Annotated in this window: 20 protein-coding genes; 15 read left to right on the forward strand and 5 right to left on the reverse strand. The window is 41.4% G+C overall.

Annotated features, from left to right (window positions below; translation table 11 throughout):
- Together Q1B11_RS01685 and htpG are read left to right on the forward strand one after the other, a co-directional pair.
- On the forward strand, positions 1-357 hold a 357-nt coding region (locus Q1B11_RS01685), incomplete at its 5' end, for a DUF599 family protein (RefSeq protein WP_299726416.1).
- Between the two features lie 110 nt (positions 358-467).
- On the forward strand, positions 468-2,381 hold the full coding sequence (gene htpG, locus Q1B11_RS01690) for a molecular chaperone HtpG (RefSeq protein WP_299726419.1): 1,914 nt from the start codon (positions 468-470) through the stop codon (positions 2,379-2,381).
- A 62-nt stretch (positions 2,382-2,443) separates the two neighbouring features.
- Here the strand turns inward: htpG and Q1B11_RS01695 are convergent, their stop codons facing one another.
- From Q1B11_RS01695 to fabA, 5 genes are all read right to left on the reverse strand, one after another.
- Entirely contained in the window at positions 2,444-3,139 is a 696-nt protein-coding gene (locus tag Q1B11_RS01695) for a hypothetical protein (protein WP_299726422.1), read from the reverse strand.
- A gap of 298 nt (positions 3,140-3,437) precedes the next feature.
- Complete coding sequence (locus tag Q1B11_RS01700; RefSeq protein ID WP_299726425.1) at positions 3,438-4,847, reverse strand: L-serine ammonia-lyase; 1,410 nt, start codon at positions 4,845-4,847, stop codon at positions 3,438-3,440.
- A gap of 192 nt (positions 4,848-5,039) precedes the next feature.
- Positions 5,040-6,311: an aromatic amino acid transport family protein gene (locus Q1B11_RS01705; RefSeq protein ID WP_299726428.1), complete on the reverse strand. Its 1,272-nt coding sequence runs from the start codon at positions 6,309-6,311 to the stop codon at positions 5,040-5,042.
- Between the two features lie 232 nt (positions 6,312-6,543).
- Entirely contained in the window at positions 6,544-7,761 is a 1,218-nt protein-coding gene (fabB, locus tag Q1B11_RS01710) for a beta-ketoacyl-ACP synthase I (protein ID WP_299726430.1), read from the reverse strand.
- A gap of 31 nt (positions 7,762-7,792) precedes the next feature.
- Positions 7,793-8,317, reverse strand: coding sequence for a 3-hydroxyacyl-[acyl-carrier-protein] dehydratase FabA (gene fabA, locus Q1B11_RS01715; RefSeq protein WP_067517805.1), 525 nt, complete (start codon positions 8,315-8,317; stop codon positions 7,793-7,795).
- Between the two features lie 239 nt (positions 8,318-8,556).
- On the opposite strand from fabA, the gene Q1B11_RS01720 reads away from it, so the two are divergent.
- The 13 genes from Q1B11_RS01720 (at position 8,557) to Q1B11_RS01780 (ending at position 21,299) form a co-directional block, all read left to right on the forward strand.
- Positions 8,557-9,843, forward strand: a complete 1,287-nt coding sequence (locus Q1B11_RS01720) for a hypothetical protein (RefSeq protein WP_299726437.1) — start codon at positions 8,557-8,559, stop codon at positions 9,841-9,843.
- A 1,542-nt stretch (positions 9,844-11,385) separates the two neighbouring features.
- Positions 11,386-11,943: a hypothetical protein gene (locus tag Q1B11_RS01725; protein WP_299726440.1), complete on the forward strand. Its 558-nt coding sequence runs from the start codon at positions 11,386-11,388 to the stop codon at positions 11,941-11,943.
- Positions 11,944-12,767: 824 nt separating this feature from the next.
- A complete protein-coding gene (locus tag Q1B11_RS01730) occupies positions 12,768-14,192 on the forward strand; it encodes a winged helix-turn-helix transcriptional regulator (protein WP_299726443.1) in 1,425 nt (474 codons plus the stop codon).
- Positions 14,193-15,121: 929 nt separating this feature from the next.
- Complete coding sequence (locus Q1B11_RS01735; RefSeq protein ID WP_299726446.1) at positions 15,122-15,364, forward strand: hypothetical protein; 243 nt, start codon at positions 15,122-15,124, stop codon at positions 15,362-15,364.
- Between the two features lie 3 nt (positions 15,365-15,367).
- A complete protein-coding gene (locus Q1B11_RS01740; RefSeq protein WP_299726449.1) occupies positions 15,368-16,048 on the forward strand; it encodes a hypothetical protein in 681 nt (226 codons plus the stop codon).
- A gap of 1 nt (position 16,049) precedes the next feature.
- The gene (locus Q1B11_RS01745; RefSeq protein WP_299726452.1) at positions 16,050-17,837 is read left to right on the forward strand and encodes a hypothetical protein; all 1,788 of its coding nucleotides are present in this window, start codon (positions 16,050-16,052) and stop codon (positions 17,835-17,837) included.
- 370 nt (positions 17,838-18,207) lie between these two features.
- Entirely contained in the window at positions 18,208-18,558 is a 351-nt protein-coding gene (locus tag Q1B11_RS01750) for a hypothetical protein (RefSeq protein WP_299726455.1), read from the forward strand.
- A 29-nt stretch (positions 18,559-18,587) separates the two neighbouring features.
- On the forward strand, positions 18,588-18,899 hold the full coding sequence (locus Q1B11_RS01755; protein ID WP_299726458.1) for a hypothetical protein: 312 nt from the start codon (positions 18,588-18,590) through the stop codon (positions 18,897-18,899).
- A 203-nt stretch (positions 18,900-19,102) separates the two neighbouring features.
- Positions 19,103-19,681 carry a hypothetical protein gene (locus Q1B11_RS01760; protein WP_299726461.1) on the forward strand — a complete coding sequence of 193 codons (579 nt, stop codon included), beginning with the start codon at positions 19,103-19,105 and terminating at the stop codon, positions 19,679-19,681.
- Positions 19,681-20,301: a hypothetical protein gene (locus tag Q1B11_RS01765; RefSeq protein WP_299726463.1), complete on the forward strand. Its 621-nt coding sequence runs from the start codon at positions 19,681-19,683 to the stop codon at positions 20,299-20,301. The genes Q1B11_RS01760 and Q1B11_RS01765 overlap by 1 nt, the downstream gene beginning before the upstream one ends.
- Positions 20,291-20,545, forward strand: a complete 255-nt coding sequence (locus Q1B11_RS01770; protein ID WP_299726465.1) for a hypothetical protein — start codon at positions 20,291-20,293, stop codon at positions 20,543-20,545. The genes Q1B11_RS01765 and Q1B11_RS01770 overlap by 11 nt, the downstream gene beginning before the upstream one ends.
- A 66-nt stretch (positions 20,546-20,611) precedes the next feature.
- Positions 20,612-20,866, forward strand: coding sequence for a KilA-N domain-containing protein (locus tag Q1B11_RS01775; protein WP_299726467.1), 255 nt, complete (start codon positions 20,612-20,614; stop codon positions 20,864-20,866).
- On the forward strand, positions 20,838-21,299 hold the full coding sequence (locus Q1B11_RS01780; RefSeq protein ID WP_299726469.1) for an antA/AntB antirepressor family protein: 462 nt from the start codon (positions 20,838-20,840) through the stop codon (positions 21,297-21,299). The genes Q1B11_RS01775 and Q1B11_RS01780 overlap by 29 nt, the downstream gene beginning before the upstream one ends.
- The last annotated feature ends 12 nt before the right edge of the window (positions 21,300-21,311 follow it).

The following is a 21,311-nucleotide window of genomic DNA, read 5'->3' on the forward strand; positions in this document are numbered from 1 at the left end:
ATTGTGCGGGCTGTGTTTTTCTACCTCCTCTGTACATCTTGCAGCTGTGAGGCTTCAGGAAAGAGCGGGAATTGCTGGATGGGCAATGCGCCGTTTCTTAACGAGGTCGTGGGTAAGCAAGCGGAGCAGGAAGATTATGGTAAGACCGCGGGTTACATTATGACCTTGGCTGCGAGCCACTTTAACTTTGGTCTGCGTGCGTACTATTTTGCACTGGCGACCCTGAGCTGGTTTATCGACCCCCGATTATGGATGGGAACCATTATTCTGGTGACGGCCATCCTCTACAGTCGTGAGTTTCACTCCAAAGTATTGAGTGTCTTAGAGGGCTACGATTTACCGCCAAAGTTGTCGTAAGCGCATTGTTATGAGATACATTTTTTCATGGAGGGTTGAAATACCATTTCATGCCCACATTTTAGTATCACTCTCAACACCCATTATTATGAACATACTTTGAGGTTCCAATGACCGTAGAAGCACAAAAAGAGACGTTAGGTTTTCAAACCGAGGTAAAGCAGCTGCTGCACCTGATGATTCACTCCCTTTATTCCAATCGTGAGATCTTTCTCCGGGAGTTGATTTCTAATGCCTCTGACGCTGCGGACAAACTGCGCTACGAAGCCCTGAATAACAGTGCACTGCTGGAAAGCGATCCCAATCTGGAAATCCGGGTAGATTTCGATAAAGATGCCAAAACCGTGTCCATTGCCGACAATGGCATTGGTATGAATCGTGACGACGTGATTGCGCACCTGGGCACCATTGCCAAGTCTGGCACCGCAGACTTCCTGCAAAACCTGAGTGGCGATCAGAAAAAAGATTCCCAGCTGATTGGTCAGTTTGGTGTTGGTTTCTATTCTGCCTTTATCGTTGCAGATAAAGTGACCGTAGAAACCCGCAAGGCCGATGCCGACGAAGGGGTTCGCTGGGAGTCTGATGGTTCTGGTGAATTCACCGTTGAACCTCTGGATAAAGAAGGCCGCGGCACCACGATCATTCTTCATCTTAAAGATGACGCAGACGAGTTTGCTGATGGTTGGCGTCTACGCAACATCATCCGCAAATATTCGGATCATATTTCTCTGCCCATCATGATGAAAAAGGAAGCCATGCCTTCCGGTGATGAGGATGAAGCAAAGGATGAAGAGCAAGCGCCTGAGTGGGAAACGGTCAACACTGCCAAAGCCTTGTGGACTCGTTCTCGCAGTGAGATCAGCGACGATGAGTACAACGAATTCTATAAACACATCAGCCATGATCATGTGGAGCCACTGAAGTGGAGTCACAACCGGGTGGAAGGCAAGCTTGAATACAACAGTCTGCTGTATATTCCGGCCAAGGCACCGTTTGACCTTTATAACCGCGACATGCAAAAAGGTCTGAAGCTGTATGTTCAGCGCGTATACATTATGGATCAGGCAGAAGAGTTCCTGCCGATGTATCTGCGTTTCATTAAAGGTGTGGTGGATTCCAACAACCTGTCTTTGAACGTATCCCGTGAAATTCTTCAGAAAGACCCGGCTGTTGACAGCATGAAAAGCGCTCTGACCAAACGAGTGCTGGATATGCTGGATAAAATGGCCAAAAAAGAACCAGAAGCTTATACCTCGTTCTGGAAAGAGTTTGGTCAGGTACTGAAAGAAGGCCCTGCTGAAGATCACGCCAACCGTGAGCGTATTGCCAAGCTGCTTCGCTTTACAACCACCGAAAGCGCCGGCACAGATCAGGATCAGTCTCTGGAAGGTTATCTTTCCCGTATGAAGGAAGGGCAGGATAAAATCTATTACATCAGTGCAGAAACACCCAAAGCGGCGGCAAACAGTCCGCACCTTGAAGTTTTCCGCAAGAAAGGGCTGGAAGTTCTTCTTCTGTCCGACCGTGTCGATGAGTGGCTGATGTCTCACCTGTTTGAGTTTGATGGTAAGTCATTTGTTGATATTGGCCGTGGCGATCTGGATCTTGGTAAGCTTGACAGTGAAGACGACAAGAAAGCGCAGGAAGAATCTGCCAAAGCCAATGAAGATCTGATGAAGCGGATTAAAGACGTGCTTGGGGCGGATGTGGAAGATGTTCGTGTTACTCATCGTCTTACCGACTCTCCAGCATGCCTTGTCGTGGGTGATAATGATATGGGTCTGCAGATGCGCCGGATTATGGAAGCCGCTGGCCAGGCGATGCCAGAATCCAAGCCGATCTTTGAAATTAACCCTGAGCACCCATTGGTGAAGCGTCTGGATAATGAATCTGATGAAGATCGTTTTGGTGATCTGACCCGGGTGGTGTTTGATCAGGCGAATCTGGCGGCGGGTGGTCAGTTGGATGATCCGGGCTCATATGTACAGAGATTGAACAAACTGTTGTTAGAAATAGCGGGTTAACCTCTCTCTATTGCATTCATCATAAAAAACCGGAGCTCATGGCTCCGGTTTTTTTATGAGTATTATGATTGGCCTGCAGCACTGTCCGGTTTAGGTTTCGCCGACTGAGATGGAGGAGGTGGTGGTGGTGGTGGCGTACTGGGTTTAACCGGTGGTTTTTTATCAGTTTTGATCTTTGTTGCTAAAGTTGCAGTTTCTGCGGATTTTCTGGATGTTTGAGAAGCATTATTAGACTTAAAAGTTGAGAAGGTAGGAGCGGTTTCTGGTGGGTTGGTGGGTGTTGGCTCAGCTATCTGATTCTCCAGCGGTATGTTGGTAAAATCGTTTTCTGCCATTTCTAATCTCGCCCTGTGAGCCTCTGGGGCGTTTGGTATCCATAGGTCCCCTTTTTTTACTTTTGAGGAAAAATTGACTGTCAGACGCTCCGGTTTTTTGGATTCTGTGTGCTTTTCCTTTATTTCAGGCTTTTCCATCTCAGGTATGGCTATCTCAGTTGGCTTGATACTTTCATAATCTTGTCGTTCTCGGTAATCCTCCGCCGCATTTTTGATCCATAGATCAGGTACTTTTGCTTTGCGGTCAAAAATGCTGGTTTTGTGCGGCGTCTTATGCTTGTCTAGCTCGAGTAGTTTTCTTGCGAATTTTTTCAGAGGACTGAGGAGTCTCTTGCCGTGTTTGGCTTTTTTAGCGTGTTGTAATTTTTGGTCAGGTGGAATCTGACTCTGACTCTGAGGACCTTTTCCAGATACTATGGGCATATTGCGTCTCCGTTTTATTAGTTAGAACGTTCCTTATTTATCACTTTAAACAGTATAGTAATTGCACTTGGTTATTTCTTAGCCTGTAAGGGTGCTGCGCTGACGTTGTTGATAATTGTCAAAATCAACTGGCATTGACAGAGTGTGTTGGATAATTCGAATGCTTATCCAGGCGAGTGTCAATTTTCTAACAAAAGAAGAATGAAGCTCTAAAGGTGTTAATTTTCAGTAACTTAGGTTGCATGGAATCGGCTTCTGGATAAGGGGGCGTTAACACCCTATCCAGAAGCGTATTGATTTAGGAAACCATCATCTTAATCGGTTGGGCTTTGGCATAAATCGCCAATCCACCCAGAGATGTCTCACGGTATTTAGCTTGCAGATCCAAACCCGTTCGATACATGGTTTCAATACAGCTATCCAGAGACACTGCGTGTTCACCATCGCCACGCATAGCCAGGCGTGATGCGGTTATGGCTTTGATAGCCGCCATACCATTTCGCTCAATACACGGAATTTGTACCAGCCCGGCAATTGGATCACAGGTCATGCCCAAATGGTGTTCCATGCCAATCTCGGCAGCGTTTTCCACTTGCTCCATTGTGGCACCCTGAACAGCCGCCAGTGCTGCGGCAGCCATGGAGCAAGCAGAGCCTACTTCAGCCTGACAACCCGCTTCAGCACCCGAAATAGAAGCGTTCATTTTGATCAGCGCGCCAATAGCGGCAGCTGTCGCGATGAAGTCACGAATACCTTGCTGGTTATTGCGGGAAATAAAGCGAGTGTAATAAGCCAGTGTCGCCGGAATAACGCCGGCTGCACCATTGGTTGGTGCCGTCACCACACGACCACCGCAGGCATTTTCTTCATTTACGGCCATGGCAAACAACGTCACCCAATCCATGATGGCGAAATGATCCATCAGCATAGCTTCCGGATTAACGGTGAGCTTTTTATGCATATCTGCAGAGCGTCGTTTAAGACCACTGACCGGCAGTGTGCCTTCCATACGGAGACCGCGTTCGATGCAGGCATGCATTACTTCCCAGATATTATCGATTTTTTCATTCACCAGTTCGGCGTTGCCGTCGTGACGGGCAATTTCATTTTCAACAACCAGTTGAGCGATGGTTAAGCCATGATCGTGACAAAGGTTTAACAACTCTTCGGCGGAACGGAAAGGGTAGGGAACCGGTGATATTTCATCTGAACCATTGGCTGCTTCTGGCTGATTAAATTCATCCGCACTGACCACAAAGCCACCGCCCACAGACAGGTAAGATTTGTAATAAACAACAACGCCGTTTTTGTCCGAAGCAAAGATGCGCATGCCGTTTGGGTGTTCCGGCAGGGTTTCACCGTTATGGAATACCAGGTGTGAATCGTAATCGAAGTCAATATCGAACTTACCGGCCAGCGTCAGTTTTTTCTCAGAGCGAATGGTTTCAAAAATACGGTCAGCATCGTCTGGCTCGATGGTGTCTGGACGGTAGCCTGCCAATCCAAGCAGAGTGGCTTTATCAGTACCATGACCAACACCGGTCAGAGCCAGCGAGCCATAAAGGCCAACTCGTATAGAGGCAATGCTCGAAAGAATGCCTTTCTCTTCAAGTTCATTCAGAAAACGGTGACCTGCCCACATAGGGCCAACAGTGTGTGAACTGGAGGGACCAATCCCGGTTTTGAAAATATCGAAGATGCTGAGCATAGTACTTCTTGCCCTTGAAAGGATGAACGAGCAATGGCCCGTTACGATTCTACAAATGGTTGGGAGTCTAGCCCGTGCATTGAGAACAAAGGCTAGTGAAAATTCTTTGGGTATTTTGCCGTGCTTTGCCGGTAACTGAAATACCGTGAGCACTCATGGCGCTCACGGATTACCGAAGGTTTCGGTGGGAAATCAGATTAACTGGGAAGTGATAAAACCGGTGATTGCAATCAGGCCCATTACCACGGTAAAGATGTTGGCCTTAGAGCGATACTGCGCCATGGAAGGCACTTTATGGGTTGCATACACTGGCAGGATAAACAGGATCATGGCCAGAATCGGTGCAACCAGAGATTCGATCATGCCCATAACGCTGACGTTAGCATAAGCAACCGCCCAGACAGACAGCGTGATGAAAGCAATAATGCCTTTATCGATGGCCTTCTCATTCACTTTCTTACCCTGAGCCTTGGCACGGTTAACCAGCATACCTTGCAGACCTTCACGGGTACCCATGTAGTGACCGAAGAAGGAAGAGGAGATTGCGACAATGGCAACCACCTGAGCCAGCCAGGCAAAGATCTGGTTATCAGTACGCTCGGCAAAGATAGACAGAATTGGCAGGTTAGCCGCTTTAGCGTGCAGCAGTTCAGCAGGCGACAGTGTCAGTACACAACTGTAGACAAAGAACATAGTGAAGCCAACCAGCATCATGGTGGTGCGTTTCAGCGTTTTGCTGGTTTGTGCTTCAGCGCCGTCACCCAGCTCTTTACGATAAGCAGAAGAGAAGGAGGAAACCGCAGGGGAGTGGTTGAAAGCAAAGACCAGAACCGGAATGGTCAGGAATACGGTTTTCAGGAAGCCTGCGGCAGTGACTGGCGCATCAAACTGTGCGGTATTCCACTCTGGAATCAGGTACAGAGATGTACCGAACAGTACCGCAATCAGAGGGTAAACGATGGCGTTGGTCACTTTCAGAACGGTTTTCTGACCAGCAATCATGACGCTGACCATGGCGGCTACCAGCACAAAGCTGAGAATCGCACGGTTTGGTGTTTCCATGCCAAGCTGATTCACCATTAGAGAGCTGACAGTGTTGGTGATACCGATGCCGTAGATCAACAGGATTGGGTAGATAGAAGCAAAGTAGCCAAGCGTAATCAGAGAGCCGGCTTTCTGGCCAAAATGCTCAGTCACGGTTTCGGTGATGTTGGAGTCCGGGTTTTTGGAAGACAGACACAGACGATTCAGACCACGGTGAGCCAGAAAAGTCATTGGTCCAATGATGATGGTCATCAGGATCAGTGGCCAGATACCGCCAAGGCCAGCATTGATCGGTAGGAACAATACACCAGCGCCGATAGCGGTGCCGAACAGTGTCAGCATCCATTCCGTATCACGTTTGGTCCAGTTGCTGGAAGTTGTGTTGCCAGCGGTCATTGGTTGAGCAATTGTTTGCGACATCGGAGTCACCCGGTCAGTAGATAATCAGATGGCGCGAACTGTACAGAATTTACGCTGTTGGTTTTTTGATCTGGATCAAGTTGGATGAACAGTTGGTGTCCGTATTTAAGGGGTTGATATTTCGGTATTTATTTATAGATAAACCAATGCGCTATGGGAGACTTTGGAGGGGAGTAGACAAAAATAAACCGGCTAAAGCCGGTTTATTTTACAGTTAGAATCGGTTTGCGATTTATTGCTCAAAGCGATCGAACACCAGGCAGGCATTGGTGCCACCAAAACCAAAGCTGTTGGACATGATCCGGTTCAGTGTCTGTTCACGAGCTTCACCAACCAGAATTGGCAGATTAGCGGCCGCCTCATCCAGGTTGTTGACGTTGGCAGAGGCAGTGATAAAGCCGTGCTTCATCATCAGCAATGTATAAATCGCTTCCTGAACACCGGCGGCACCGAGGGAGTGGCCAGACAAGGATTTTGTCGAGCTGATCACTGGCATGTGATCACCGAACACCTCAATCAATGCTTTCAGTTCTGCAACATCACCAACCGGTGTACTGGTACCATGGGTGTTGATGTAATCGATTGGGCCATCGAGTGCTTCCATCGCCATGCGCATGCAGCGAGCAGCACCTTCACCGGATGGGGCGACCATGTCGTAACCATCGGAAGTGGCGGCGTAGCCGGTAATTTCAGCATAAATTTTCGCACCACGAGCCAGGGCGTGTTCCAACTCTTCCACAACCACCATGCCGCCACCGCCAGCGATAACAAAGCCATCACGGTCAGCGTCGTAAGCACGGGAAGCTTGCTCCGGTGTCTCGTTGTATTTGGTAGAAAGGGCGCCCATGGCATCAAACAAACCGGTTTGAGTCCAATGCTCTTCTTCGCCACCACCGGCAAATACGATGTCCTGTTTACCCAGCTGAATCTGTTCTACTGCATTACCAATACAGTGGGCGCTGGTGGCACAGGCAGAGGTGATGGAGTAGTTAACACCCTTAATTTTGAAGGGGGTTGCCAAGCAAGCAGAAACGGTACTGCCCATAGTCCGGGTTACCCGATAAGGGCCAACACGCTTCACCCCTTTTTCCCGCATGATATCTGCGGAATCAACAATGTTTTCAGAAGAGGCACCACCGGATGCGGCAATGAGACCGGTTCTCGGGTTGGAGACCTGATCTTCAGTAAGGCCTGCATCTTCAATGGCCTGTTTCATGGAAATGTAGGCATAAGCTGCCGCATTACCCATAAAACGCAGGGTTTTACGATCGATATGCTCTTCGAAGTTGATATCAACGGTTCCGGATACCTGGCTGCGAAAACCATGATCGCGGTAGCTTTCATTGAAGCGTATGCCGGAACGTCCGAGTTTCAGGCTCTCAGCAACTTCGTCCTGGGTAATGCCCAGGCAAGATGTGATGCCAATCCCTGTAATTACAACGCGTTTCATTGATGTTACCTGAGTAGTCCTGGAAAAAAAATCAGAAAGAGTCTGTGTTCTGGAAAAGGCCTACGCGGAGGTCTTTTGCCGTATAAATCTCGCGACCATCGACACTGACACTGCCGTCGGCGATGCCCAGAACCAGCTTACGGGCAATCACGCGTTTAAGATCGATACGATATGTCACAAGCTTGCTGGTGGGCAGAATCTGGCCAGTGAATTTCACTTCGCCGCTGCCCAGTGCTCTTCCCTTACCGGGGTTACCCATCCAGCCCAGATAAAAACCGACCAGCTGCCACATGGCATCAAGGCCGAGGCAGCCCGGCATTACGGGGTCACCGGGGAAGTGGCAGGAAAAGAACCAGAGGTCAGGATTGATATCCAGCTCGGCGACGATCTCACCTTTACCGTAGGCGCCGCCTTCTTCAGATATGCGCACAATGCGATCCAGCATCAGCATATTCGGAGCAGGGAGCTGCGCATTTCCAGTACCAAACAGCTTGCCTTCAGAACACTCTAAGAGTTCTTCCTTGCTGAAGGACCCTTTTTTTAATGGTTGATTCATAGGTTTATTGATTCCTGGCGGACTCAGTACTTTGGTATATCATCTGCTATTCCATTCAAACCACAGGGGATTCGATGATAGCAATTTGCTGATTGATAATGCCTTGAGTACTGAAGACTCCTTTATATCCTGACAGTTGTGCAAAAACGTTCACTATCGTTCCGAGGGTGAACTATACCATTGCAAACCGTCTATCATAGTCCTGCTGAGCAATTTGTAACAATAACCCTACATAAATTATGATAAATAGTTACAAATCAAGGGCTAGAGCCAAGCCGAGACAACTAAAGAGACATAGTGTATCTCAAGTTGTAACTCATTTGATAACTCGAAGTGGTACTCACTACTACAGAAGGAGGTACGACAAGAGCCACTACATAACACTTTCGCTATTCACGGATAGTTATTCTGAAGCTCAAAGAATAGTCTTTATTTTAAATATTGTATGGGAAGCAAGAATAAGCATGACTATCTTCAAGAATCTTAAGGAAGAACTCATAGCCGCTAGAGATAACGCTGTTACCACCTCTCAGTTGCAGTGGGTCAAGTATATGCTTGAAGAAGTAGTTGAGGCTGAAGAAGCCATAGTACCTATAGATGACCTTAGCTCTGCTCGTTACGCTGCTGAGTATGAACAGAAGGTGTATAGAGAGTTAGATAGTTTAATCGGTGAGTCAGTTGTAAGTGAGCCACAAGCTGTAACCAATAGCGATAATACGACAGAGAATAGTGAGATCTTCTTAGCTCCTCTATTTGAAGAATACTTAGATGAGAAGTCTAGGGACTGGAAAGACCCAAAGCAGAGAAGGAAGGATGTAGTTAAGGCTTGGCAGTTCACTGATATTAAGTATCTGCATGAGATAACTAAAGACAATGTTCGTACATTCAAGAAGAAGATACAGGATAAGTACAAGGGAACTTCAGCACAAACAGTCTACCTTAATGCTCAAGGCTTCATCACTTGGTTACTGAAAGCTACTGAACATGAGTTTAAATGCCCGTTTAAGGCTATAGGTGGCTTTAAGAACCTTAAGAAGGTGAACCATAAGACCCCAATCAAAGGAAGCGTATGGACAGCTTTAAGAGCCTCTAAGGAGTATAAAGGTGCTGAGGATATATTCTCATTCTTCTACTACTCAGGTTGTAACGCTAAAGAAGTCTACAACATACAGTGGACGACAGTAGAAGGTATACCTTGCTATAAGGTGACTGATAGTAAGACTGATGCTAGAGAGCGAACAATTCCACTTCATGCAAACATTAAGCATCTTTACGGTCAGGACTTGAGTAGCGGTAAGAAGTATGATGCTTGGCTTACGTTCCTCAATAGGAGACTAGCAGTTCATGGGTTGTCAACTCACGGTTTCCGTCATGGGCTTACAGATAGGCTTAGAGACTTACTAGACGTTCCTGACAGTTTACGTAGACATATTACAGGTCATTCCTCAGTGGGAACTACAGATAGACAGTATGGCTCAGGTTGGTCTGTAGAGGTCATTAAGTCAGTTATAGATAGGTTGGAATAGAACTATTGATTTAATCCTATCTATAAGAAGAAGAAGTAACTTTGGGGGGTTTGGGGGGCACTCTAAGTCAAACCCTAAGTTACTTATAGTTAACTTTAAGCTACTCCATTATGTGAGTTACAGGTAATGCCTTACTTAAAGTTAGCTATAGTTCCTCCTTAATACTTATTCTATTTAGTATTCTTATAAGTAAAAGACTGATAGCTAACCTAAGACCAAGCTATAAGGCTGTTAGCTATCTGTAAGTCAACTCAAGGCTAACCCAAGGCTAACCACTAGCCAAACATAAAGACCTCATAAAGACCTCTTACTCTAAGGCTAATCGCTATCTGTAAGTCAGCTTGTATCCAATTGAAGTTGACTTTAAGTTCCTACTGTAGAAAGAATACTACTAAGGAGAACTAAGGGAATAAGGTCTCTGTTTAACTCTGATTCATACAATGAATACTCTACGCTTACATAAAGTTTACCGACTGATATTTTATGCAAAAATGTCTATGGCTTAAATCAGTAACGCAAAGCCGAACTCCCCCCATAGCCCTAAGTAGAACTACGGATAAACTCAAAGCAGATTGAGAGCTAGCCATGAACACCTATGTTCCAAACATTGTCACCTATGATGCAACCTGAAGCTGCGTATGAGTAGAACATCGGCAGCTATACTTAACCTTACGTGTACTCTTATTTAGCATAACCGGACTACTGTCGTACTCTAACTGCACCTCATGTCACCATTATGTCACCTACCTAAGCTGTAACCCTTGGTAACTCTAGGTTCACTGGGGATTATATATCCATTGGTTGCAATGCTTGCATCATTGGTTAGCTTAAGGTTTATTTTTTGTATTGGTTGAGCAGTACAAAGATGCTAATGGTTCTCATATAGTTAGCTTAAGCTGGCTATTGCTCCTATGTATGGAGCTATTAGTTTTTGCAAAGTTGGCATAATGATTGCTTAATGCTGGCTTGTGTTTATAGGTTGCAATGATTGCATCATAGAGTTTAGCTATCAGTGGCGTAAGGTTGATAGAGGTTAGCTATTGGTTTTCTTTAAGCCTCTAAGAGTACCTGTTGAGCGTAGAGCATTCATTGTATGAATGAGAGTGAGCGTAGAGCATTCATTGTATGAATGAGAGTGAGCTTAAAGCCTTACACATAAAGAATTCATTGTATGAATTAAAGCCAAACATAAAGCCAAACATAAGCCTTCTGAGAGCTAAATTAACGTGTTTTAATGGTGTTTATAGTTAGCCTATGCCATTGCATTAGATAAGGCTTAAATAGGCTGAAAATGGCTTGAATTGGCTACTTAAAGCTGACTATTAGCTCCTTTCTATAGTTCTCCTTAGTAGTATTCTTTCTACAGTAGGAACTAGAGCAGGAACTTACGTTAATGACCAATGGTAATAGTAGACCAACATAAAGGCTATTGGTTAATCTCAAGTCAAACTCAAAGCTGCCCCTTGGTTAATCTCAAAGCTTCCTTCAGTAAACTCTTATTTATTCCTAGCTAATAGAAAGTAATAACTAGGAGTAAACACAATGAACAACACTGTATTCAATAACATTGAACGTAGTATCAATAAGAATCAACTTAAAGCAGTAACTACTATTTCTGAATGTCAATTATCCCTTGATGAGCTAATAGCTAACGGTAAGTTACACACTTGGCATAGCAGACAGTTAAATCTGAACTTCTTAGGTTTATCACCTTTTAGTAGAAGACAGAGAGAGTCTATTGTAATGGCTTATAGTGAAGCTGATAGAAGACTTGAAGCTATACGTAAGGTTAAACCTAAGAAAGTAAGAGTAAAACCTTTACCTAATCTTACAGCTAAAGAAACAGTTACCTTTAAGTATCTTCAGGCTAACAATGGTTTTAATAAGGGTCATAAGCAGTTGGCTAAAAGGCTTGAGATTAGTGAGAAGACAGCTAGAAATCATCTTAATAAATTGGAGTGTAATAATTATATCTTCATAATTAGAGATGAGAGTAATTCTTATACCAAGGCTTCTAGTATTTGGGTAAATACTGACTTTGAGTTTCAACATAAAGAGGAACTTTTAACTGACTTTGAGTTGTCGGAACTGCCTTACTGAAGGTCTGAAGTGTACATAAGTTTACTAGTCTCCCAAGGGCTGTAGCTTTTTTTACCACCCTTATATAGAGTTTCACCTATATTAAAGCATAGAGTTGGATAATAGTTTTCCTTAAGAAATAATACTAATAAGGAAAACTATAAAAACAAAAGAGTAAGGTTTGCTAATAGTTAGCTTAATATAAAACTTAAGTTTGTAGACCACTCTTTTTATCTTTGTAGTATTCTCTTTAGTAGGTTAGCTATAAGGCAGCTTTGAGTTTGACTTGAGCTTAACTAGCAGCCTTTATATTGGTCTCTAAACAGACGGTCTTATTACCTATAAATTACCCAAAACATTTTATCCTCACTATAAGACTAGTCTAAGACTCTAAGTTCCTCTCTAAGCCAAACCTTAAGTTATAACTTTAAGTTAGCTCCATCATTGAAGCCTTAGTTAATGTTATCTTTAAGCTAACCTAAGTTCCTCTTTCATTCTTATTCTATTTATTATTCTTATAAGTAAGAAACTAAAGACAGTAACTATAAGCTAACACTAAGCCACTCTCAGGCTACTTGATGCTGACTGTAGCTAAGAAGACTACTAAGTAAGAACATAAGCAAAGAGAATAGGGTTAGGGCTTATAGGCAGCTTGGAGTTAGCGTTTAGGTTTGACCTTTATCTTTGGTATCTATTCATATGCTGCTTACTTTAAGCTGACTCATAGCTAAACCCTTTGAAACAGGTTACTTATTATCTGTATAAATACCTAAACCATTTAGCCATTAAGAAAGAATTAAGCCACTAAAAGTACATTGGTCTCATACCTATAAATGGAATGAAGTATGACCATTATCACTTTCGAGACCACTAAACACGAACTTATCGCTGACTCTGAATTAACTCAGGTAAGAGCCAAGACAAGCAAGCAGCATAAAGACGCTCTTGTTGGAGAGATTAAAGCCTTACTTGAAGAAGACCCTAAAGCTAGGTTAAAGCCACTGAAGGTTGTTAAGGCTACTGACAGAACGAATGACTTTGGGTTTGAGGTCTTCTACCTAGCTGATGGTTTCCATAGGTATCACGCTTACAGAGAAGCAGAAGTTACTGACTTTCCAGTTGAGGTTATCACTGAGGGTAACGAGTTAGACGCTAAGAAGGCTTCATTAAAAGCTAACGCTGACCAAGAGATTATCTTAGGTATGACAGCTAAAGATAGAAAGAAGGTCATGCTTAAAGCCGCTGAAGTTTTAACTGATGGTCTTCCTTTATATAAGAAGACAGTAAGTATGGGGTCAATGATTGAACTAACAGATATGCCTGAAAAGTTTCATAGTCCATTAGAGACATTCATAAAGAACTTCAACAGGGAAGCCAAACGTGAAAGAGATAACGTGATTGTACGTTTAATAGAAGACACTGAACTTACACAGCAAGAGATAGCTGATGAAGTTGGTGTAAGTGTAGGTAAAGTAAATTCAAAAATTAAAGAGCTTAGGGATTTTCAAAAATGTGAAAATGCCAAAACTGAAAATTCACCAGAACCAGCAGCTAAACCGTTTGAAACAACTATCACGGTATCCACTGCTTCTACAGAACCACAACGTGGTTGTGCTTATCCCTCCTCTACTCCACTCCAAGAAGAACAAAAAGTCCTAACCATAGAAGAAGAAATGGCTCTCATTGAAGCTAATCCAGAAGACGTTTCCTTCCTTAACTTCAGAAATGAAGAACTGGTTGAAGACGACTCTGAATTATTCCTATCTTTAGATAACAACAATAATAATACAGAGAACAATCAGCCCATGAACAAGAACAAGAGAGGCAAAGTTAAACGCCCTCAACATAGCTTCCGTAGGTTATCAACATTAGTTGACTTGGATTATGACCCTAGTCAGCGGGGTAAGACTTACATATCAACCTTGGTCAGTAAGAAAGATACTTATGATGAACTTGTATTCAATTTGTCGCAATTCAAGGAACATAACAGTGACCAAGTTGTAAAGAAGCTCATGCTTAATCTTCAAGTATTGAATGAGGCTGCTAAGGAAGCTGGGCTTAATACAGAATTAACATTACCTAAGAGAAGCATTAAGTCTTGGGATAAGGGTCTAGTAACAAAAAGAGAGAAAGTTAAAAGAGAGGAGAGAGCTTACCGTAAATCTTTATCTCAATCTGATAGAGAGTTCTTAGCTGACATGGAGCAGCTACAAGCTAACGCTGACCAAGCTGAAGCTGAGCTTAGAGAATTCAAGATTTGGAAAAACTGAAGTTAACAAAGCCAGCGAGAAGCGAAGCATTCAGTATCATATCGGTGAACTCCTGAATGAACTGAGGGGACAGTTTGCTAGTAATAATGAATTTGGCGAAGCTGTTGTGCAGGTTTTTGAAAAATTGCACAACGGGAACTGGAAAGTACCAGGTAAGCGTAACTGGCAGAACTTCATGCAACTACCAAAATTCTCCACGTTATCCGATTGTGAAACCATTGGCTTCACTAACGTCTGTAAGCTCATGATGGTGGTCTATTATTATTTCTCTACTTTTTATTTTATCCTACCTAATAGAGAGTAAGTAAGAAAACTCTCAGTCAGTCGTATATAAAAGTTCATGTATCTGCGAAGACGTTACTATAGGGTTTCTATAGTTTTACTGCCTAATAAAGTGTTTCTTAGAGTTAAAGTTAAACCTTGAGTTGTTGTTGTATCTACTTCCAATTCTCTCCTGTTGTTGGCTCAGGGTTTAGCTTTTAGCTCTAATTTACATACATACATATATATATAATATTCAGGGATAACTTTAATTTAATCGTTAAGTAATGAAGGCTCTTAACAAATAGTTGTGGTGGCTAGTTAGTTTAAAGTTATCCCTGAGTGTTATAAAAATAATAAGAAACTCAAACCTAATTCTTTCTCTTCAATTTAGTTAGGTTTAACTCTCGGTCAGGCTTAATGCTTGGCTGAGGGTTTCTTTTTAGTCAATTAATTTACAATATTAAAGGTGTATAACCATGTATAAGCAATATAAATCACATACAGATTTCAAATCAGTTACAACTAGAGTACCCATCGAGACAGCTAGAGAGCTAAAGGAAGCATTACTTATCTACAGTTCTACTAAAGGTAAGCTATACAACTCTAATAAGCTGCTGGCTGAACTCATCAATAAATTTATTAAAGACGTTAAGGAACTGTAGACAATGATTAAACTTAAATTCAATAACAAGACAGTTACAGTTAAGACTCATCCTGAAAATGATGAACTGTATTGTCTTAACGATATACATAAAGCTAGTGGTGGGACTGGTAAGCTAACTGATTTAACTAAGAACCTAAATGAAAAAGTAGTACGCCGTTTTAGCATAGTGAGTATTAACGGTGGAAAACTAAAAGGTACTTATGCTAATGAGCATTCTGTCAGCTTTAGCCCTAAAGGAATGTGACCAATGATTAAACTTAAATTCAATAACAAGACAGTTATGGTTAAGACTCACCCTGAAGATGAAACCTTGTATTGTCTTAACGATATACATAAAGCTAGTGGTGGTGAGAAGAAGTACACACCAAGTCAATTCTCACGGAATGCATATTTGCATTCTGTCAGCTTTAGCCCTAAAGGAACTAGGGCATCTTATATTTATACTGACGAAAAGACTGTTTATAAGTATGCTGCTTGGATTGATGACACTTTCTATGACACTGTATTTGAAGCCTTCAAAGCTGCAGCTAATGGTAAGTCAACTGAAGCCTCAACTATCGCTAACTCTGTAGCTGTACCTGAAGCTCTAATAACTGAAACTAAGGAGACTGAAGCTAGACTTTCATATCACATAGATAAAGCTGGTAAGAGAGGTCTCATTAATATTAAGCATCCACATTCTCAGTTTAAACGCCAAGCTATGAAAGTAGCTACGGGTTATGGCCATAAACAGTTGACGAATAAGACAGCTACAGGAATTGAATATCTAGTTGAAGCTGAGCATACAGCAGCTATCAGTGCATATAAGGCTAGTCTCGAGATTATTATTAAGCTCTTGGTTTCAGGTGTTACTGACTATCACACTATTTCTATGATCTTAGGTGTCGAGACTGGAAAGAATAAAGACTTAATTAAGGAGGCCGCATAACATGCCAACATACGCAGGAGATATTCAAACTAATGCCCTACCCAAAGTACGTTCTCAATCAGCAGCACGACAGCGACAGCCTCTTCAGGTGGGACAGTTAGCTCAAACCCATACTCTCGATAGCCCTATTGAGAAACTAATTCAGAACGGTTCAGCTATCTTCTCAAACGTAGCTGACCAAATTGAGACTACTCATTACGCTAATAAACAGGAAGCAATTAACAATGACCAGCTTCTAGTTAAACGTTCAATGCCTTTATATAACCAAGCGTTTAAAGAGCGTACAGCTAAGTTTAGTGATGAGCAAAAGCTAGACACTGAAGCCTATAAGCTAGCTACAGAAGAATTAAGTGCTGAATACTTCAAAGGTGTAAGTCAATACTCTAAGGATAAGGTTAAAGCCTCATTAGAAGCTGACAGTCAACTCTTAGTTCAACAGAACATATTCAATAAGGATAACTCAGAACGTCTACAGCGTGGCTCTCTAGCCCTTGATGGGTCTACAGATAGCCTTGAGTCATTACAGCAAACTATTAGTCTACTTAAGTCTTCTGACACTCAATGGTCTGATAGTATGAATGAGGAGGAGATTAATACTCAGCTATATAAAATGTATCAAGCTAACCCTAGAAACTTAAGTGTTAATGATTACATTATTAATTCTGAAACATTCCCTGCTCACTTAAAAGAAAGCGTGAGAGAATCTGAACGCTCAATCAAAAGTTTTGATACTCATCAAGCCTTATCAGATTTAGCTAAAGCAGGTAAACCTGAAGCTATCGCAAGTCTAGCTGAAGTAGCTCAACGTGAAGGTAAGCTAACTGCAGTTCAAGTTAAGCGATATGAAGAAGAAGGAATTAAGAATTATGAGTTTAAACAATCAGTAGCTGCAGCCAAAGCTGAATTGACTACTACGGGTAAAGCTCCGGTTAAAACTAAGTTAACTAAAGAGCAGCTTGCAGAGGCTACTAATGAAGCATATCAAAACGGTAATGATAACCAGAAGCGTAGGCTTATAGCTCAGTCTGTAGTTCCTATGGTTAAAGATCAAATAGCTCAAGGTCTAATTGCTAAAGATGCTGATGGTTATCCAGATAGGGTTGCGCTGTATGGAGCTTATACACGTTTTTCTAAAATAGCTGAGAGTAGAGGTGGTATTGGATTTGCTCAAGACTATGCAGGGTCAACTGAAAACTTCAATCAGTTACTACTAATGGGCACTCTAATTAAATCGCAAGGTCAAATGCAGGGTATCAATCAATATGTAGCTTTGAAGGGTAAAGGTTTACCAGCCATTAAATATAGTCCTGAAGTAAGTGAAGGTTTAACGCTTACAGGTAATCTATCAGATAACCCTGCAGTTATGGCTGAAGGTAAAGCCTTACTTAATACTTATAGTCAGCTAGGGCTACCTGAAGACCAAGCTAAAGCGGTAACTCAAGGTCTACTTAAAAATAACTTTATTGAACTTGAAGTTGAAGAAGGGTCTTGGTTAGGTTTCTTCAATTCAAATTATAAAAGTAAAGACTTAGTAGTAAGAAAAGATATTAAGCCAGTCTTAGATGAGCTTGAAGCTAATACTATAGGTGATGAGACTGTAGGTGATATCTTAGGTTCTTATCTAAAAGGTCTAACTGCTGAGATTGAAGTCATCCAAGATAACTTTGATATTGATGATTATCAGATTTACGCTGACCCTAGAAATAGCCATGGTCTAGTTATATTCGCTGAAGGTAATCCTCTTATTCGTGTAGAGGCTGAAGACATTCTTAATGGTGTCTATCCGTGATTTAAGCTATCTAAATCCTATCTAAAACGTGACTTACAGTTCAGATTAATGTTGAGCTATAGGTTCACATATACATAAATTTAAAACACTAAAACACTAACTAATAGGAAGTATTATTATGAGCTTACGTAAAGCTATTAATGCTCATTGCAAATCTTGTATTTATGATGATGCTGAGAAAGGAACTTGGGTTAAGCAAGTAGAAAACTGTACCGTTTACAAATGTGACTTGTACAAAGTAAGGCCACTAACTAAAGCATCAAAACAGCTAATTAAAACTACAAGTATCTGAAGGTATGCAAAGATATAGACTTTAAGTCTTACCTTCAGTTTAGACACCAAATTGAATACTTAAATAGGTTATCCATAGATGAGCAAAGGATACGGAAAACTTCAGTTAGCAATAATTGACTACTTAAAGCATTCTGAAAGTGCAGCTATGGAAGTTTATTTTATTTCTGAAGATTTAGACTCTACTAAACAAGCTGTAGGTAGAGCTTTAAAAAGACTATTAGCCGATGGTCTTGTAATTAAAGAACAACGTAGAGTTAATATTTCAGGTAAGAATAGAATAGTAAACACTTATATCCTACCTGATAGAATAGAGACCTCTTATTTAGAAGACCATGAAGAAGCTATTGAGACTAATAAAGCTGTAGATATTCATGGTTGCTATTACAAGGCTATTGCTAAAAACATTATCAACCACTTTAAACTATAAACACTTAAACCTAACTAAAGGAAACTAAAATGGGAAGTTCAACCACCTTTGAATCAAATCAATCTGAAGCTATCAACGGTTACGATGAGTATAACGTTGACCGTAGCAGCTTTGGTTCAACTAAAGGTTATAGCGTAACGCCTGACTCTATGGGTACATTTCCGCTAATCTCTCAGCTATCTAATGGTGGGGCTATTAGTCAATCTCAGGCTGATGCTATCACTAATGGTCTATACGACAATGAAATGATTGGTAGTTATAACTACAGTAACGAACAGGTAGCTATGGCTAAACACTCGCTACAGCAAATGATTATGGCTGGTAGAGTCAAACTAATTTAATTAAATAGGAGCATACTGCTATGAAAAACTTAAAGACTATTATTGATGATGATTATAAGGCTTTCTTGAAGTTCATATTGATTAAGCATTATGCACCTATCACATTTGTACTGCTTCTTTGTGGAATTGTAGAAGCTGTTAATTATCTTAAAGACCTAATCAATTAAACACAAACAAAACTAAACCTAACTAAAGAGAACACTATGCAAACTATTGCTGAAACTAAAACAATTGAAGACATGACCATTGACCAAGCTCATGAGCTTCTGTCTTCTTATTCATCTTCTAATAAGCCTCAAACCGTAGAGAAGCCTTATCTGCTAACTGGTGGTGAGGGGGGCTTCAATATCACTGAAATGAAGAAGTACCAAAAGACACTTGATGCTACTTACAAAGTTAATACTGGTGACACACTTGTAGCTACGACTGGTCTACGTAAAGCTGTCTCTAGCCTTATTGATGATCAAGACACTGAAGCTCTACAGACCATTGTTAATAAATTACCTAAATGGGTGTCTTATATTCGTGAGACCATTCAAGGCATTAATGAGTATAAGGAAGCTCAAGCTAATCTACAGCACAACCTAGAGAAAGCACGTTTTGTAATCGACGTAGAGTCTATGGTTGAACGTCAAGTTGAAGCCAAAGCTAAACGTGTATTAGAAATTAATGCTCATAAAGAGGCTATTAATATTCTACTTAATAAAGCTATATCTGAAGTTGAGCAGGAGATTCTTAAGGCTAAGCTATTGGCTTTTGATAGTGAACTGGAAGCTATGTAATGAAAACTATTAGCAGAGCAGAAGCTAAATCTGAGTGTCTTAAATTCTACTTTACAGGTAAGCCTTGCAAGTATGGGCATATAGTTAAGCGTTATGTTAGCACTGGTGTTTGTTTTGAATGTAAGCGTTTAAGGGGTGCTTCAGACGAAAGTAAGCAAAAGAAGAAGCAGTACAACTTAGAGAACGCTGAAGCTATCAAGCAATATCAGAAGCAATACCAAGCAGAGAACGCTGAAGCTATTAAGCAGTACAAGAAGCAATACCGATCAGAGAAGCCTGAAGTTAGACTTAAAGGTAGTGCTAAACGTAGAGGTGCTTATATAGCTTCTTCTTTAGATGACTCTTGGGATGAATTAAATGAGTTCTGTATTAACGAAATTGGTCTACATAGAAATCAATTAACTGAAATGACAGGAATTGAACACCACGTAGACCATATAATCCCTATAGCTTTAGGTGGTGTTCATGCTTATTTCAACTTAAGAGTAATTCCAGCTAGTCAGAACGTAAGGATGCAGCCTATAGCTCTACCTGAAGAAACTAAAACTTACTTCAAACAACTTACAACTAACCTAAATTCAAACTTAAAGATTTATAAGAAGATTAAACATGAAAGCTAAAGACCTTAAAGCAATTATTGCTACCTCAGAACAATTGATTGAAACCTATAGCAGAAGTAACCCTAATAACTTTGGTTATAAAGAAGTTGCTGAAGTAGTTGACGGTCAACTTATGCTTATTGAGTTCTACATTAAAGATGAAGACCATTCACTACATGAGCTATGGATTAAAGCTAACTTGCTCCTGCATAAAGTTAAGACTATCTGTCTTGAAGCAGAGCTTTATCAGAAGTTTGGACGGTAATAAACTAAAGATTAACTGAGGGATTAACTTCCCTCTAACTAAATTGAAGAAGAAAGAAGTACAATTATGATTACATTAAAATTTAAAGACCAAGAAGTAAACGTTAAGACTCACCCTGAAGATGAAACCTTGTATTGTCTAAATGATATACATAAGTCTAGCGGTGGTGAGAAGAAGAACCAACCTAACCATTTTAAAGAATATTCTAATTCCCGAAAATTCGGGAGTAAGATTAAATCATTAAGTGGTCGTTATGGTGGTTCATACGCTGACGAAAAGACTGTTTATAAGTATGCTGCTTGGATTGATGACACCTTTTAAAGATTGGATAAGAGAAAAAGTTAAACAGAATAAGCTTATTGAAGGTGAGGATTACGAGGTGTTTTTAGCTGCACAAAAAAATGCAGCGGGTGATACCAAGGGCTGTAGAGGAGGTAATAACAAGAAGGAGTATATATTAACTCTTGATGCTTCAAAGATGCTAGCAATGCAAGCTAAGAGTGATATAGGTATCGCTGTTCGTAGGTACTTCGTTCTGTGTGAGAAGTTATTAAAAGGTATGGCTGTCTATAACCCTCCACGTATTCTATCCAAGGCTAACCAAAAGAAGGTTGGAGACTGGTATCAAGATCAACTTAAAGCAGGTGCTAAAGAACAGCCTATGCACATCTTTAAGATTCGATTTAATAAACTATTTACGAGCGTGAAATCACGCCGGTTACTATTTGCGCCAATTTGGGCGAAAATAAAATAAACCTTAACTCAG

It is taken from the genome of uncultured Endozoicomonas sp. (assembly GCF_947495845.1).
Classification (GTDB): domain Bacteria; phylum Pseudomonadota; class Gammaproteobacteria; order Pseudomonadales; family Endozoicomonadaceae; genus Endozoicomonas.

Bases quoted from the DNA above. Each gene is read 5' to 3' on its own strand.
- htpG (WP_299726419.1), top strand. From the start codon at position 468: ATGACCGTAGAAGCACAAAAAGAGACGTTAGGTTTTCAAACCGAGGTA.
- Q1B11_RS01695 (WP_299726422.1), bottom strand. From the start codon at position 3,139: ATGCCCATAGTATCTGGAAAAGGTCCTCAGAGTCAGAGTCAGATTCCA.
- Q1B11_RS01700 (WP_299726425.1), bottom strand. From the start codon at position 4,847: ATGCTCAGCATCTTCGATATTTTCAAAACCGGGATTGGTCCCTCCAGT.
- Q1B11_RS01705 (WP_299726428.1), bottom strand. From the start codon at position 6,311: ATGTCGCAAACAATTGCTCAACCAATGACCGCTGGCAACACAACTTCC.
- fabB (WP_299726430.1), bottom strand. From the start codon at position 7,761: ATGAAACGCGTTGTAATTACAGGGATTGGCATCACATCTTGCCTGGGC.
- fabA (WP_067517805.1), bottom strand. From the start codon at position 8,317: ATGAATCAACCATTAAAAAAAGGGTCCTTCAGCAAGGAAGAACTCTTA.
- Q1B11_RS01720 (WP_299726437.1), top strand. From the start codon at position 8,557: ATGATAAATAGTTACAAATCAAGGGCTAGAGCCAAGCCGAGACAACTA.
- Q1B11_RS01725 (WP_299726440.1), top strand. From the start codon at position 11,386: ATGAACAACACTGTATTCAATAACATTGAACGTAGTATCAATAAGAAT.
- Q1B11_RS01730 (WP_299726443.1), top strand. From the start codon at position 12,768: ATGACCATTATCACTTTCGAGACCACTAAACACGAACTTATCGCTGAC.
- Q1B11_RS01735 (WP_299726446.1), top strand. From the start codon at position 15,122: ATGATTAAACTTAAATTCAATAACAAGACAGTTACAGTTAAGACTCAT.
- Q1B11_RS01740 (WP_299726449.1), top strand. From the start codon at position 15,368: ATGATTAAACTTAAATTCAATAACAAGACAGTTATGGTTAAGACTCAC.
- Q1B11_RS01745 (WP_299726452.1), top strand. From the start codon at position 16,050: ATGCCAACATACGCAGGAGATATTCAAACTAATGCCCTACCCAAAGTA.
- Q1B11_RS01750 (WP_299726455.1), top strand. From the start codon at position 18,208: ATGAGCAAAGGATACGGAAAACTTCAGTTAGCAATAATTGACTACTTA.
- Q1B11_RS01755 (WP_299726458.1), top strand. From the start codon at position 18,588: ATGGGAAGTTCAACCACCTTTGAATCAAATCAATCTGAAGCTATCAAC.
- Q1B11_RS01760 (WP_299726461.1), top strand. From the start codon at position 19,103: ATGCAAACTATTGCTGAAACTAAAACAATTGAAGACATGACCATTGAC.
- Q1B11_RS01765 (WP_299726463.1), top strand. From the start codon at position 19,681: ATGAAAACTATTAGCAGAGCAGAAGCTAAATCTGAGTGTCTTAAATTC.
- Q1B11_RS01770 (WP_299726465.1), top strand. From the start codon at position 20,291: ATGAAAGCTAAAGACCTTAAAGCAATTATTGCTACCTCAGAACAATTG.
- Q1B11_RS01775 (WP_299726467.1), top strand. From the start codon at position 20,612: ATGATTACATTAAAATTTAAAGACCAAGAAGTAAACGTTAAGACTCAC.
- Q1B11_RS01780 (WP_299726469.1), top strand. From the start codon at position 20,838: ATGCTGCTTGGATTGATGACACCTTTTAAAGATTGGATAAGAGAAAAA.